The organism is Chryseobacterium gilvum, from assembly GCF_025628965.1.
Classification (GTDB): domain Bacteria; phylum Bacteroidota; class Bacteroidia; order Flavobacteriales; family Weeksellaceae; genus Chryseobacterium; species Chryseobacterium gilvum.
Window position 1 is genome coordinate 34021 of sequence record NZ_JAOTEN010000005.1, and the last position, 15717, is coordinate 49737.

The window sequence follows — 15717 nt, forward strand, 5'->3', positions numbered from 1 at the left end:
TAAGAATAACCTATTCTCTGTTTTTAACCAAGATCCAGCCCGAATATTTTACAGGAGTCTGATTCTTATTATTTTCGTTCCAGCTTATGCTGTACCAGTAGCTCCCTGTAGAAACTTTTTTGCTTCCGTTGGTGGTTCCGGCCCATTTGTATCCGTTTTCTTTATTTCCCTGATAAATTTTGGTTCCATACCGGTCAAAAATATCAAAGATCAGATTAGGTTTTCCCGCAAGTGCAGAATAATCCAGGATATCATTTACCCCGTCACCATTTGGTGTGATAACATTAATTAAATTAGGAACCGTAATCCCGATTTCTATTGGCTCACAATCATAAGCATCTTTTACATATACATTGATCTCTCCTCTCGGCAGATTTGAAAATACATTAGAATCCTGCCAGTTGATATTGTCTATTGAGTATTGATAAGGAAGGGTTCCTGAAACGACACTTACAGAGATTCCGTTATTGTCAATATTTACATTCGAAATAACCGGCTGTTCAGAAGCATATACTTTTACGTTCTGTCTTGTAATACAATCTCCTTTTTTTAAATTTACCCAATATGTACCTACTCCTACATTAGAAATAGACTGCGTAATTGCACCGGTACTCCAGAGATATCCGTCAAAACCGATTCCGGCATCTAATGTTGTTTTATCTTCTATACAGATAATTTTATCAACTAAAACGGTAGAAAATACTGGAGGGAGAACAACTAAAGTAACTTCGGCTACTCTGTAACATCCGTTAGCGTTGGTAACTCTGATGTATACCACGCCATTCGGGGCAATATATGCAGAAGGGTTGGTAATTTCGTTGGTTCCGTTTACCGCATCCGTAGGGGAAGGATAATACTTTTTAGTAACTCCGGGCTGCGATGTTACGGTAGCAACTGTAAGATTAAACAACGCGGTAGAAGGGTTGGCTTCAAGAAAACAGGATCTTAATATTGCACTGTTTACAATCGGGCTTTCTGAGACCGTAAGATTTAAGGTGATCTTTTCACAATCAATAAATTCGGGGGCGTTCCCGCAGAATCTGTAAACAATGGTATCTGTACCTGCAAATCCAAAATTCGGAGTATAGCTGATAATTCCTGTGGTAGGATTCACACTCGCCGTTCCATTGGCCGGTGATGTAAGAATCTGAACTGTTGCAGGAACAAAATTTTGAGTGGATGAGGTAAATTCCGGTACAATCGTTAAATACCCTTCACAGACCGTTTTAGCAATAGTCGTTTCTTTAAGACAGGTAAACACTTTATACACCGGTGTAAATACAGGAGGACAAGATCCTACTGTAATTCTGACCGTATAATTCCCTGCCAGATTCGGAGTGTAAGAATTGGTAGTTGCACCCGGAATCGGGGTGTTATTAAAATACCATTGATACGTTTCAAAACTGTCATCCACTTCTAGAACAATACCGGGAATGCAATCTCCCGTTTGCTTTGCGATAACAGGAATCGAAGAAAATCCTGCAAAATAACCACCATATCCTACAACGCCACTCCCGCCGGAAATTCCCGCGGTTACTGCTTTTGTGGAAGTAATGGTCATATTCCCCGAAACGTTCGGTACAGAATACGAAACCCAATTTGCGGTGCCTGTTACAGGATAAGGTCCCTGTACAGTGGGAGGTGTCGCTCCGTTTACGGTAACAGCGGCTCCTGCTTCCGTTAAGATATTCAGCTTTACATTATTCGTAGTGGGAGGGAGGATATTAATCAGCCCTATTTCATCAATTTTCCTTGGAAGATAACAGTTCAATGGCGGAACATAATTAAATCCTATCGTTGCGTTACTTGCTGCAACCCCTGCAAGAAGCTGGTAAACATATACGTTTTTCGTTGTTTTAATGTACATATTGTAATGCTCGTTGCCTTGATTGATATAATTGGTGTTGCTCAGCTGATTTACTCTATAGCTGTCGCCTTCGCCCAATGTGGTAACCGGTGTAGGATTATTATTGATGAAAACCTGTGTATTGTTCTCCGTCGCTACGATTAAAGCATCTTCCATTCTCTCATTGATGTTGCCATTTCCTTTTACAAGAACAAACTCGTTTCCTAAACGGTCTACGGGTACAGACTGATCCATCACAATATCTGATCCGTCAAATGAAGTGGTCAAGGCAAACTGCCCGTTAAAATTTCCATTGGTTACCGAAATGGGTTTGTTGGCAACAATTTTTGCTCCGATAAACCCTTTCCTGTTTCCCTGTTTATCTCCTACTCCTTCTATGACGTAAGATTGTCCTTTATTTAAGGTGAAAGTAAGGGTAGGATTTGTAATTCCGGTCCATCCGTTGGTAAAAATCACATCCGGAGAATAGTCGGAAACCGTCACCGTGGTATTGTCTTCTGTTGCCAGAATTCCGGTTGTAAAATTCAGGATTGTAGAAGGGTTTTCAATAGGAGAAACTACTGCGTAAAATGTGGTTCCGATCCCTGCTTTTCCTTTAGAGGTTAAGATTTCTCCATGGCTCAGTACTGAAAATCTCAAGGTAACAAAATAAGGCTTTGTACCTTTTGTGTATAAACCTTTATTAACAGGATTAAACAAATCTGAAGTATTGCTGACAATTATATTTCCTAACGGCACTGTAAATGTTTGTGGATTTCCCTTACTTACCGTTACCGTTCCTATCACCACATTATTGCTGAAAATCTGAACCGGGAAAGGGGTTATAGAATCGGTAGAAAAATATAAAGCCTGTTGCGGACTGCTGAGATTGGTAGATCTTGCTGCCATTGGTGCAAACCAATGATCTGTATCCCGCTGAGCAAACAGCGTATTAATTGTTGAAAAAATTAATAATAAAGAGAGTAAAAGTTTTCTCATAAGCAAAAAATATTATGGTTTTTACAAAAATAGCAGAATATTTATAATGTTTGCAATATTTTTTAGAATCTGTATTGCAGATATAAAAAAGCCACGATAATTATTTATCGTGGCTTTGTAGTTTATATTGAATTATTCTCTGTTTTTTACCAAGATCCAACCGGTATATTTTATTGGAGTCTTCGCGGCATTCGGCTCATTCCAGTTGATATGATACCAATATGTTCCGGTCTGTATTTTCTTGTCAAAATGCTTCCCGTCCCACTTATAATCGTTGAATTTATCTCCCGTAAATATCTTGTTCCCGTATCGGTCGTAGATTACAAAAGTAAGATTCAGTTTATAAGATAATTCGCTGTAGTCGATAAAATCGTTTACATTATCACCGTTTGGAGTAATGGCATTCAATAAATTAGGAACCGTAATTTCTGTAGAGGTTGGGGTACAGTCATATGCGTCTTTTACATAGAATGTATGCTGCCCTCTGGAAAGACCGGTAAATACATTTGAATCCTGCCAAACGGTAATTCCGTCAACAGCAAATTTATAAGGTGCTTTTCCGCCGTTTACCATCACTGTTGCAGTCGTGTTTGATATTTCAATAGAGGTAATTACAGGATCCGGAGTTTTCTTCACGTTGACGATCTGTGTTACAAAACATCCGTTATTTTCAAGTTTCACCCAATATTCTCCTACCGGAACGCCCTGAATGCTTTGTGTTGTTGCTCCTGTATTCCATAAATAGCTGCTGTAACCAGGACCTGCATCTAGATCTGTTCTGTCATCAATACAAATGTATTTATCAACCAATGTCGGCGATTTTTTAATAGGAATCGCAATCAGCGTAATTTTTGCGTTGGCAGAACATCCTTCGGCTGTGGTTACTTTTACATACACAAAGCCCCCTGCGGAAAGATACGTTGTAGGATTGGTAATGATATTTTGATTGGTATTCAGATCATTTAAAGTCGGGTAAAATACTTTAACAGCTGCATTGTAGGTTGTTACCGCTGCCGATGTTAAATCAAATACCGCTTTATCAGCAAAGTTACATGAGGTCAATGTTTTATCATTTACAACAAATGGAACAATATTTAAATTTAAGGTAATTTCTTCACAATCCGTAAATTCAGTGGCATTCCCGCAGAATCTGTATACGATTTTATCTGGTCCTAAATATCCCGCTGTCGGTACATAGGTAATAGTTCCTGTAGAGGTATTCAGAGTGGCAGTACCATGGGTAGGCTGTGTAAGGATAATTACCGTACTTGGAACCGGACTTTGGGTTGAGCTCGTAAAGGCAGGTACAATTAAAGTCGTTCCACAGATATTTAAAGATTTCGTAGTTAATTTCAAGCAAGGATATACCTTGTAGATAGGTGTTGTAACCGGCGGACAAGTTCCTACGGTCACTTTACAAGTATAGTTTCCTGCAGCAGTTGGTGTAAAGGTATGTGAGGTCGCTCCCGGAATGGCAACACCATTTAAGAACCACTGATAAGTATCATAGCTGTCATCCACTTCAAGAATAATTCCTGGTACACATTCTCCCGTTTGTTTAGAAATGATAGGGATCGAAGAGAATCCGGCAAAATATCCTCCATATCCTGCGGTGCTGTATCCTCCGTTAATTCCGGCAGTTACTGCCTTATTGGATTCAATGGTAACATTCCCTGTAATGTTTTCAACAGCGTATGTTACCCATGTTGCGTTACCGGTAAGAGGATATGGTCCCTGTGCAGCAGTAGGTGCGACACCATTTACAGTTACAGTCGCTCCTGCTTCGGTCAAGATATTCAGTTTGACATTGATCCCGCCGCTTCCAATGGTAGGCATTTCGTTAATTTTCCCTATCTCATCAATCTTACGAGGTAAAAAACAGCTTAAAGGCGGGATAAAATTATATCCTCCCGTATTATTGGCTGATCCTACTCCGACTAACTGATAAAGATAAATATTTTTTGAGGCAGTCACCAACATATTGGCGTGTCCGTTTGTGCCTTGATTTACATAATTTGTTTCATCAATTCTGTAAAATTGGCCCTCATTCAAAGTGGTCAGAGGAGTTGTAGATCCATTTACAAATATCTGGGTATTGTTTTCTGTAGCAATAACAATTCCACCTTCCATGTTTTCACTCGGTTCAGTCGATCTCGTTTTTACCATTGCAAAAGTGCTTCCTAATCTTTCCACCGGAACAGACTGATCTAAGATTAAATCTGAACCTGAGCTGCTGCCTGCTCCAAAATTACCATTTGAGTTACCATTGGTTACACTGATGGGTTTATCAGAAACAATTTTAGCCCCGATAAATCCGGTTCTGTTGGCAACTGTGGTTGTATTTCCTGAAAAAATGAAAGATTGCCCTTTATTTAAATTGATCGTATGAGTGGTTCCTGTAGGATTTCCATTGATAAATACCAATCCGGCAGTAGTCCATGTGGTCGTCACTACTGTATTGTCTTCGGTGGCAAGAATACCTACCGTAAAGTTATTTCCAGTAAAGTTGGTCGGTGTATAAGCGGCATAAAATAATTTCCCGATTCCAGCTTTTCCTTTGCTGGTCACAATTTCACCATGAGAACTTACCGCAGATCTAAGAGTAGCAAAAAAAGGTTTATCCCCTCTTACGTACAGCCCTTTTGTAATATTGGTAAAGGCATCCGTCAATGAGCTGGCTCTTATCAAGTCAACTCCGGCCGTAACCGGTAAAGTAAATACCTGCGGATTGTTTTTACTGATCGTTGATGTTCCTACCACCGTACTCCCTGTACCGTTGTAGATGGTAACAACAAATGGGGTTACAGAATCGGTAGATAAATATAATGCGTTGGTGTATGAGCTACCCGAAACATCATAATATGGTGCAAACCAGTGATCTGTATCTCTTTGTGCAAAAAGCGTACTTGCGGTACAGAAAAATAATATAAAACTGAGTAGAAATCTTTTCATGTGAAATTGAATTAGGATTTCTACAAAATTAAAACAAAATTTAATATATTGTTAATAAATCTTAAAGAATGTTGAAAGATTATTCTCTATTCTTAATTAAAAGCCATCCCGAGTACGAAACTGGTAATTTGGTATCCGGCTCAATCCATTTCAGAATATACCAATACGTACCTGTTGGAAGAGTTCTTCCGGCAGATTTTCCGTCCCAGATATAATTTTTATCTGAAGATTTATAAACTGCTGCCCCGTATCTGTCTACTATTTCGATGCTTACATCTTGTTTTATCCTTAAATCAGAATAGTTCAGTACATCATTCCTTCCGTCACCATTAGGAGTAATAGCATTGATGAGGTTCAGAACTAAAAATTCTTTGCGTACTGGCTGACAGCCGTCTGCCGACAAAACATATATCGTATGAATTCCTCTTGTTAAACCTGTAAAAATATTAGAAGTCTGATAATCATAGCCATTCAGCGAGTATTGATACGGTGCTGTTCCGCCGGAAACGTTAACAGTTGCATTAGGTCCTGTTACCACAATGCTCGTGATCGTTGGAGATTGTGCGGTGGTTACCGTTACGGTTTGTCTGTATATACACCCATTAAACCCTAAATCTACATAATAATTCCCCGCACCAACACTGATGGTCTGTGTCGTGGCACCCGTACTCCAAAGATAAGATGTAAATCCGGAGCCTGCATCCAAAACAGCCTGCTCACCAGAACAGACCACCTGATCTCTTAAAACATCAGATTTTTTCCCGGCTTTCAAAGTGATTTTAAGGGTTCCTATATTGGGACAGCTTGTAGGGCTTGTAAATCTTACATAAAAAGTACTGGTGGTTGTGATAATCTGTGAAGCAGCTATTGCATTTACACCAGCCTGTGCATCGGCTAATGTTGAATGAAAAGTTAGGACCACTGCAGGATCAGCAGTAAACTGGTTTTTGTAATCATTGAGATTGACTGTTTCAGAACCATTCAGATCAGTATCGCACACTTGTGTGTTAACAAGTGTGGTAAGTAAGGGTATTTTATTTCCGACTGTGAAATTTATCTGCCCAAATACGGGAGGACAATTGTTATTGCTGTCTACTCTTACGTAAACTGTAGTATTGGAAGTATAAGTCCAGTTAGAAGGAAGTGTATTGTTGTTTCCCGCGGTGGCATCTGCCTGAACGAGGTAGTATCTTACATTAAAATTAGCAGAATTCGAAACAATCTGCGGAGTAACCGTTGTAAAGTTGACGCTGATAATTCCGTCAAAGTTATCATCACAAAGACTGGCATTATAATTTGCCGTATTGATGTTGGGAGCAGGGCTTAATGTCAAAGTAATCTGAGCTGTTTTTGAACAGCCATACGCTGAAGTCACATTTGCATATACTATCCCTGAACCGGAATTATAAGCGGCCGGAGTTGTAATCGGTTGTGTTAATGCCGCATCAGAAAAATAACTTACAGTAGTTCCCGCATCCGGGGTGACCCCTGCGCTGGTCAGGTTAAATGTTCCGCTTCCTGAAGCATTGGTACACGAAGTAAGCGTAGCATTATTAGTCTGTAAAACATCAATATTCATATTGATTTTAAAATATTCAAAATCAGCAGGATTGCCATTGCCCTGGATGTAATAAGTAAAGGTATCGGTAGTATCTGTGGTGAGTCCTGGATTAGGAGTATAGGTAATCTGTCCGTTTGCAGGGTTAATTGTTGCCGTTCCTGAAGTAGGCGCTACAATGATGCTGGTATTTGCTGGGGTAACCATTTGTGTAGAAGCTGTAAAAACGGGGGTGATTACTTTTGTGTTGCAAGATCCTATCGTATATGTCGTTGTAGATATAGGAGGACAAACCGTATACGCGTACGGATTTGTCAGTTTAGAATCACAGTTGTTTTTAGTAATCAAACACGTGTAATTTCCTGCGCCATACAATTCCGGGTTGATAGAATAGGAGATTGCTCCGGGAATAGGATTTCCATTCAGAAACCACTGATAGGCATCATATGTATTATCTACCTGCAAAATAACGCCGGTATAACAATCCCCGGTTTTTGAAATCGAAGGAACGGAAGAAAATCCCGCAAAATAACCGCCATATCCTACCGCGCCGCTTCCACCGGTAATACCTGCTGTCACAGATTTTGTAGAGTTTACGGTAACATTTCCCGTAATATTCGGGATAGAGTAGGATACCCAATTCGGATTTCCTGTTACCGGATAAGGTCCGTTTGCCGAAATAATCGGGTTCCCGTTGATGGTAACTGTTGCACCGGTTTGGGTAATAATATTAAGTTTAGTATTGTACGTTTGAAAACCGATCCGGTTGATAAAACCGATCTCATCAATTTTATTAGGTAAAAAACAGCTCAATGGCGGAATATAATTAAATCCTCCGGTTGCGTAGATGGTCCCTGTGGAAACACCTGCTAGTAATTGATAAACATAAATATTTTTCGTTGAAGAAATACTCATGTTGTAATTATTATTCCCCTGATTGTTGTAGGCCGCTCCGGGAACCATAAAATATTCTCCTTCATTCAATGTAACTCCAGAATAAACACCGTTTACATTAACAGGAGTATTGTTTTCGGTAGCAATCACTAAAACCGTTTCCATTCCCGATGTTGCAGGTCCGTTTCCTTTTACCACAACAAAATCTTTACCGAGCCGGTCTGTAGGGACAGCCTGATCCATCAGAATATCATTATTGGTAAAATTCTGATTGGTATAAATGGCGTTAAAATTACCATTGGTTACAGAAATGGGTTTTGTAGATTCAATTTTAGCGCCTACCAATCCGTCAAAATTGGCGGTTCCATCTGTGCTTATGGCATCCAGAATGTAAGACTGGCCTTTATTCAGGGTAAAAGTTTTGGTAGCAGAAGAGGTTCCGTCAGAAAAAACCACGGCAGGATCATAACCGGAAACCACAACGTTTGTATTGTCTTCAGTGGCAGTAACGCCAATTGTTGAATTGATATAAAATTCACCCGCTGTAAGCGGAGCCATAGCGGCATAAAATTTTGTTCCTAATCCGGCTAAGCCTTTTGAGGTGATAATTTCAGCATGATTGGTGACCGAAAAACGGTAATTGGCAAAAAATTTCTTCGGCCCTTTCACATACATTCCCATAGAATTGGGTGTCAGAATATCAGACTGATCCGTAGCCAGTAAAAAATTACCGGGGATATCGACCTGCTGAGGGTTTCCTTTACTGATCTGTACGGTGGTATAAAGCGTATTGCTGTTATAAATCTGTACGGAAAAAGGTGTAACCTCATTTGTCGACAGGTACAAATAACTTTGTAACCCATTGGTACCGGCTCTTGCCGCCATTGGAGCAAACCAATGATCCGTATCCAATTGAGCATTCACGACTACACAAAGAAATGTAAAGATACTTAGTAAAAATTTTTTCATGCCTAAATTTGAAGGGCGACAAATTTAAGCATTAATAATCAAATTTTTACATAAATTTTTTAATCTATCGTTTGATGCATTAGGAATATCATAAAATTAAGATACAGGTCATAAAAAATTAATATAGCAATACCATCATAAAAAATCCCGGTAGAAATTTCCACCGGGATTATATTGTATAATAAAAGAAAGATTATGTTAAGCTTACTCTTACAAATCCTGTTACTTTAAGATCTCCGTTTACAGATTTTACATAATCAGCAACAGACATCCCGCCGTCTTTAATGAAAGACTGGTGTACCAGAGTATTTTCTTTGTAGAATTTTTGCATTTTACCTTTAAGGATGTTATCGATAATATTGGCAGGTTTTCCTTCTTTAGTCAGTAATTCTCTTTCAATTTCCAATTCTTTATCGATTGTCTCCTGAGAAACCATCGTTTCGTCAAGCGCAATAGGGTTCATGGCAGCAACCTGCATAGAAACAGATTTTGCAGCTTCGTCTGCACCGTCTACTTTTGCAGAAAGTGAAGTGATTGCAGCAATTTTGTTTCCGGCATGGATGTAAGCGCCTAAGTAAGGTCCTGTGATTCTTTCGAATGCACCGATCTCGATTTTTTCACCGATTACCCCAGTTTGCTCGATTAATTTTTCAGCAACAGTTACTCCGTGGAAATCTGTAGCCAACAATTCTTCTTTAGTTGCAGCAAAAACAGCCATCTCAGCCAATTCGTACGCTAACTCAATAAAAGCTTCATTTTTAGCAACAAAATCAGTCTCACAGTTTAAAGAAATGATCGTACCTAAAGTATTATCTTCGTTTACTCTTGCGATTACAGCACCTTCAGAAGACTCTCTGTCTGCTCTGTTAGCCGCTACTTTCTGACCTTTTTTTCTAAGGATATCTACTGCTTTTTCGAAATCTCCTTCTGCTTCAACTAAAGCTTTTTTGCAGTCCATCATACCTGCACCTGTTTGGTTTCTCAATTTTGCTACGTCTGCAGCAGCTGGTGTATAAGACATAATATTTATTATTTTTTTTATTTAAATTAGGATTAACTTTAATCGTTTATTTTTGAGCTGTGCAAAGATAATGATTTTAATGATAAACTAAAAAACGAGTTTTCACGTTATAGTATTTATTTAATAATTTTTTAAAAGATTCCGTTTAATGAAAAAAATATTTCTAATTATATTCTTATGCATATTCAGTCTGGGCTTCTCCCAAAAGAAGAAAAAAGCTAAATCTAAAGTAGTGGCCGAAAAGGAGACCGCGATTATATATACTGAAGCTGAAGCAGAAAGTACCAATGAAGCGAGAATTATCGCAGGTTTTTTGAAGCAAAACCCGGGTCATGCTAAAACCGATAAACTGAAAAGAAGATTGATCGATCTCATCATGGCAGATAATTCACCGGAAGCCAAACCGACGATCAAACCGATCAGTAAAGATAAGATTGCAAAAATTGTAAGCAATAGTGAACTTAACAAACCGGCCGCATCAAATTCAAAAGCAGCGACACCCGCAAGAGATGTTAGTTTTGCAAGTACAGGGACAGCTGTAAAAAAATCTGAACCCAGCGAGAAAAGCAAAAAGACTGCAGCGATGCTCACTCACCTTTTTAATAATGACCCAAGTGATAAGGAAGCATATATCAATATTAAAAATAAATCCAACTGCAGACTGATTGTAAAAATCAGCGGCAAAAAATATTATAATCTCGATGTTCCGGCAAAAGGGCAGAATTTTATCCTGATTGATAAAGGAGAATATATTTTAACAACCATGGTGTGTGATGCAAAATATTCTTCCCTCAAGAAGATTACGAAAGATATCGAGCTTGAGTTGAATGTGTCTGATTAAAACAAAAAAAGCTAAGAAATTGTTCTTAGCTTTTTTTATTATCCTTTAAACTGACCCATTGCAATAAATTTATCCTGTCTTTGGGTTTCCAGTTCTTTTCCTGTAAATTTTGAAAACGCTTTGATGTTTTGTAAAATGGAGCTTTTCAGATTGAGGAATGTCGTTTCCGGATCATAATGGGCGCCTCCAAGAGGTTCTTCAATGATTCCGTCTATGAACTTTTCTCTTAAAGCATCTTTTGGAGTAAGGTTCAGCGCGTTTGCAGCATCTTCCTTATGCTCCCAGTTTCTCCATAAAATTGAAGAACAACTTTCCGGTGCGATTACGGTATACCAAGTGTTTTCAAGCATGTATACTTTATTTCCGACACCAATTCCCAATGCTCCGCCACTTGCTCCTTCACCTATAATGTAGGTGAAAATCGGGGTTTTGAGCATCGTCATTTCAAAAATATTTCTGGCGATGGCTTCTCCCTGTCCTCTTTCTTCAGCTTCTAAACCAGGATAAGCTCCCGGTGTATCGACCAAAGTGATTACAGGAATTCTGAATTTTTCAGCAAGCTTCATCAGTCGCAAAGCTTTTCTGTATCCTTCAGGATTCGGCATCCCGAATCTTCTGTACTGTCTTTCTTTGGTTGTTCTGCCTTTCTGAGTACCGATAATCATGACTTTCTGGCCGTCAAGCGTAGCCAGGCCACCGATCATGGCAGGATCATCTGCAAAATTTCTGTCTCCGTGCAGCTCCAGAAAACTTCCTTTATCTACCATACCGTTGATATAGTCTATCGTATAAGGACGATCCGGATGACGGGACAGCTGTACTCTTTGCCAAGGCGTAAGATTTCCGTAGATTTCCTTTTTCTTTTCTATGATCTTATCTTCGATCTGGCTGCATGCTAATTTTACATCAACACCACTTTCTTCTCCTACCAGTGAACAGGTTTGGTACTGATCCATCAGTTCTTGTATAGGGAGTTCGAAACTTAAATATTCCATTCTTGAAGTAAATTAATCTTTCAAATTTATGAAAAATAATGAAATTTTATGAGAAATTATTGATTGCATTGTTTATTCTGGAGATACTTTCCTGTTTTCCAATGAGTTCCAATATATCCGGAACATCAGGACCTTTCAGTTCTCCCACCAATGCCAAACGTAGCGGCATCATTACTTTACCCATTCCTAAACCTTTATCTTCGGCAAAATCGTGGATTTGCTGCTTCAAGGCTTCCGAATTAAATTCTGTGACTTCCAATTTTTGGGCAAAATCTTTTAAAATGTCTGAAGTTTCATCATTCCACGCTTTTTTTGATGCTTTTTCATCATAAGAAACAGGCGCTTCAAAAAAGAATTTTCCGTTTTCATAAATATCTTTAGGGAAGGTTGCTCGTTCTTTCATCAGGTGAATAATCTTTAACAGTTTTTCATCTTCGATATTGAGGTTTAAACCTGAGCTTTTTACGATCTGCAGCAATGCTTCATCTGATTTTAACTGGATATACTGATGATTAAACCACTCTGATTTTTCTTTACTGAATCTCGCACCGGCTTTGTGAACTTTATGAAGATCAAATTCCTGAATCATTTCTTCTAAAGTTAAAATTTCTTTATCGTTTGCGGGAGACCAGCCTAATAATGCAACCATATTGATGAATGCATCCGGAAGATAACCGTTTTCTCTGTATCCTTTGGAAACCGTTCCGGTTTCAGGATCTTTGAAATCTAAGGGAAATACCGGAAATCCGAATTTATCCCCGTCTCTTTTGCTTAGTTTTCCTTTTCCTTCGGGTTTGAGAATCAATGAAAGATGAGCAAACTGTGGTGCTTCCCAACCCATGGCTTCATATAATAAAGTGTGCAAACCTAAAGAAGGCAGCCATTCTTCACCCCGAATAACGTGGGTGATTTCCATTTCGTGATCATCAATAATATTGGCAAAATGGTAAGTAGGCATTCCGTCGTTTTTTACCAGCACCTTATCATCTAAAGTATTGGTGTTTACCGCAGAATTTCCTCTGATAATATCTACCAGATTTAAGGTTCTGTCAACCGGCATTTTGAATCTGACAACATACGGTGTTTTTTCGTCAAGTAATCTCTGAACTTCCTCCTCAGAAAGCGCAATGCTGTTTCTCAGGCGGTTTCGGGTTTGGTTATCATAAGAAAACACTTCTCCTTTTGATTCATATTCAGCACGTATGGCGTCCAGCTCCTCTGATGTATCAAAAGCAAGATAAGCATAGTTGGTTTCTAAAATCTGTTTCGTGTACCGGTCATAAATGTCTCTTCTTTCCGATTGTCTGTATGGGGCAAATTTCCCCCCTTTTTTAGGGCTTTCATCCGGGATGATTCCGCACCATTCCAAGGCTTCTTCAATGTATTCTTCCGCACCTTCCACATATCTTGCCGTGTCGGTGTCTTCAATTCTCAATACAAAATCACCACCCTGGTTTTTCGCAAAAAGATAGTCATATAATGCAGTTCTCACTCCTCCTAAATGCAGCGGTCCTGTAGGACTGGGTGCAAAACGGACTCTCACTTTCCCCATTTTATCAAATTTTGGTGCAAATTTACTTAAATTATATTTTTTATTAGTTTTTATACCCGTTTTATCTTTGCTTTTCTTTGAGATAAGAATATTTAGCCGTTTTTAGTAAGCTGTCTTTTGTTGAGTATTTTATCGGTAAGGTTTAATAAAAAAAACCGGACGGGATATTTTTCTGCCATTCTCTTTTTAGCTTCATGGTATGCTTTTTCTATAAGCGGCAGATTTTTTTCTATAAAATGGAATTTCTGTTTATCCTCAACCTTAGACAACAGATTTTTTGTTTTCTGATGAGATACTGAGAATTTTTTAATGAGTTTTTTAAGCGATGAAAAATCCTGATGCTCAAGGCTTAAATCAAAAAACTGAATCAGAAATAATTTGTCGTCTTCGGTTTTTTTAAAAAAAACACCTCCTACCTGTTGAGAAGAATGCTCTCTGTAATAAAATAATTTATCATCCAGCATCTCAAACTTGTTTTCATATGAAGAAACCATCGCGATCCATTCATCGTGATGCAGACCTTCTACTGCAGGGAATGGAAGAATATGCCCCAAATAAGATTTTCTTATTGCCATACTCGCTCCTGTCGCAATATTAGACACATTAGAAATCATTTTAAAATAATCAGGCTTCTGATTTTTTTCACGTAAAAACATGGGAACATCCCATAGAGAATATCTTTCGATCAACTCATCCTGATCATTAATCGCATATCCATTGGTGGCAACCACAGTAATATTGAGGTTGGCGTTTAAAAAGTCGGTGATTTTTTCAACTTTATCATTCCTCCATTTATCATCCTGATCACTCAGAAATATAAGATCTCCGCTGCATAATGAAATTGCTTTTTCAAAGTTTTTGACGCTTTTCAGATTTTTCTCGTTAACAAATATTTTAAAAAGCCCGGGATGTTTTTCGTGATATTCATTGAGGATTTTTAGCGTGTCATCAGTGGAACGGTCGTCACAAACTACAATTTCGTCAATAGAAACAGTCTGATCCAAGATGCTTTCGATCTGCGTTCTTAAAAAATGTTCTCCGTTATAAGTACATAACGCTACAGAAGTTTTCATGATTAATTGATTTTAAAAACGGTGTTTATCCAATGGTCCAAAGTGTATTTCTGATAAATATCTTCTGGCAGTTTTTCATACGGAGTATCAAAAAAGTCTCGCTCGATGTTATTATACGATTCATTCAGGATCAAAATATTGTTAGGATTATAAAAATCGTAATTTTTAAGGGTTTCATTATCTGCAATGATCTTTTTTTCCAGCGCCATGGCTTCGAAAATCCTAAAGCTCAATCCGGTCTGGTTTTTACGCATGAGATCAAGAATTACTTTTGTGTTTTTGTAATAATCGGGAAGTTCGTGATGAGGAATGTTTTTAGTCTTAAACGTCAATATATCAGCATTTGTTTGATCAAAAATTTGCTGTACTTTATGCTTCCAGCTTTTTTTCCCAGCAATAATCACTCTGAATTGTATCGACAGGTATTTCAGCTTTTTGACTAAAACGTTGAGCCGGCTTATTCTGTTTTTGTCATAAGACGTAATATAAAATAAGTCATTTTCAGGGTTTTGCTGTTCGGCAGGAATGTATTTCAGATAATTATAATTGTTTATTTTTTCGAATCCGAAATTTTTAACATCTTCATCATCGAACGAAAAAACAGAATCGAAAAAATGAAGAATATGTTGCGCCGGATTCCGGGACATACTGTCATAGAGATAGGCAATATTTCGTTTTGCAAATTTTCGTATTTCCTGATGTACACGCTCTTCAATCGCTTCCGGATTGATCACTAAAATCTGATCCTGTTTCCCTATTGTATGTAAAGATTCTATGATGAAATTCTGTCGTTTTTCATGCTTCAGATTTTTGCCTGCGAAAATTTTGCTCAAGGTATTTTTTACTCTTTCTCCGAAGTTTTTGTGGGTGAAAGCGCCGATATTGATGTGATGTGCTTCAATACCTTTTTCCTTTAGCTTGCGGACAATATGCTCGTCGTAGTGCCAAAAGTCGAAACTGATTAAACAAATTTTCATCCTGTAAAAATAAAGATTTTAATTTTAAATGTATATTTTT

The 15717-nt window shown here is 38.3% G+C and carries 9 protein-coding genes; 1 reads left to right on the forward strand and 8 read right to left on the reverse strand.

Features of this window, described 5'->3' with window-relative positions:
• Positions 1–10 precede the first annotated feature (10 nt).
• From N0B16_RS13090 to tsf, 4 genes are all read right to left on the reverse strand, one after another.
• On the reverse strand, positions 11–2845 hold the full coding sequence (locus N0B16_RS13090) for a T9SS type B sorting domain-containing protein (protein ID WP_262991398.1): 2835 nt from the start codon (positions 2843–2845) through the stop codon (positions 11–13).
• A gap of 132 nt (positions 2846–2977) precedes the next feature.
• Positions 2978–5797, reverse strand: coding sequence for a T9SS type B sorting domain-containing protein (locus N0B16_RS13095; RefSeq protein WP_262991399.1), 2820 nt, complete (start codon positions 5795–5797; stop codon positions 2978–2980).
• A gap of 79 nt (positions 5798–5876) precedes the next feature.
• Positions 5877–9218 carry an FIDD domain-containing protein gene (locus tag N0B16_RS13100; RefSeq protein WP_262991400.1) on the reverse strand — a complete coding sequence of 1114 codons (3342 nt, stop codon included), beginning with the start codon at positions 9216–9218 and terminating at the stop codon, positions 5877–5879.
• Between the two features lie 193 nt (positions 9219–9411).
• Positions 9412–10239 carry a translation elongation factor Ts gene (gene tsf, locus N0B16_RS13105; RefSeq protein WP_262991401.1) on the reverse strand — a complete coding sequence of 276 codons (828 nt, stop codon included), beginning with the start codon at positions 10237–10239 and terminating at the stop codon, positions 9412–9414.
• Positions 10240–10387: 148 nt separating this feature from the next.
• Here tsf and N0B16_RS13110 point away from each other — a divergent pair, with 148 nt between their 5' ends.
• Entirely contained in the window at positions 10388–11080 is a 693-nt protein-coding gene (locus tag N0B16_RS13110; RefSeq protein WP_262991402.1) for a DUF6759 domain-containing protein, read from the forward strand.
• A 38-nt stretch (positions 11081–11118) separates the two neighbouring features.
• Here the strand turns inward: N0B16_RS13110 and N0B16_RS13115 are convergent, their stop codons facing one another.
• From N0B16_RS13115 to N0B16_RS13130, 4 genes are all read right to left on the reverse strand, one after another.
• Entirely contained in the window at positions 11119–12075 is a 957-nt protein-coding gene (locus tag N0B16_RS13115) for an acetyl-CoA carboxylase carboxyltransferase subunit alpha (protein WP_262991403.1), read from the reverse strand.
• A gap of 46 nt (positions 12076–12121) precedes the next feature.
• On the reverse strand, positions 12122–13627 hold the full coding sequence (gltX, locus tag N0B16_RS13120; RefSeq protein WP_262991404.1) for a glutamate--tRNA ligase: 1506 nt from the start codon (positions 13625–13627) through the stop codon (positions 12122–12124).
• A 92-nt stretch (positions 13628–13719) separates the two neighbouring features.
• Positions 13720–14700, reverse strand: a complete 981-nt coding sequence (locus tag N0B16_RS13125; protein ID WP_262991405.1) for a glycosyltransferase — start codon at positions 14698–14700, stop codon at positions 13720–13722.
• A gap of 2 nt (positions 14701–14702) precedes the next feature.
• Complete coding sequence (locus N0B16_RS13130; RefSeq protein WP_262991406.1) at positions 14703–15677, reverse strand: WaaS/CpsH family glycosyltransferase; 975 nt, start codon at positions 15675–15677, stop codon at positions 14703–14705.
• Positions 15678–15717 lie beyond the last annotated feature (40 nt).

Excerpts from the sequence above, each read along its gene's own strand:
- N0B16_RS13090 (WP_262991398.1), bottom strand. The coding sequence starts at position 2,845 with ATGAGAAAACTTTTACTCTCTTTATTATTAATTTTTTCAACAATTAAT.
- N0B16_RS13095 (WP_262991399.1), bottom strand. The coding sequence starts at position 5,797 with ATGAAAAGATTTCTACTCAGTTTTATATTATTTTTCTGTACCGCAAGT.
- N0B16_RS13100 (WP_262991400.1), bottom strand. The coding sequence starts at position 9,218 with ATGAAAAAATTTTTACTAAGTATCTTTACATTTCTTTGTGTAGTCGTG.
- tsf (WP_262991401.1), bottom strand. The coding sequence starts at position 10,239 with ATGTCTTATACACCAGCTGCTGCAGACGTAGCAAAATTGAGAAACCAA.
- N0B16_RS13110 (WP_262991402.1), top strand. The coding sequence starts at position 10,388 with ATGAAAAAAATATTTCTAATTATATTCTTATGCATATTCAGTCTGGGC.
- N0B16_RS13115 (WP_262991403.1), bottom strand. The coding sequence starts at position 12,075 with ATGGAATATTTAAGTTTCGAACTCCCTATACAAGAACTGATGGATCAG.
- gltX (WP_262991404.1), bottom strand. The coding sequence starts at position 13,627 with ATGGGGAAAGTGAGAGTCCGTTTTGCACCCAGTCCTACAGGACCGCTG.
- N0B16_RS13125 (WP_262991405.1), bottom strand. The coding sequence starts at position 14,700 with ATGAAAACTTCTGTAGCGTTATGTACTTATAACGGAGAACATTTTTTA.
- N0B16_RS13130 (WP_262991406.1), bottom strand. The coding sequence starts at position 15,677 with ATGAAAATTTGTTTAATCAGTTTCGACTTTTGGCACTACGACGAGCAT.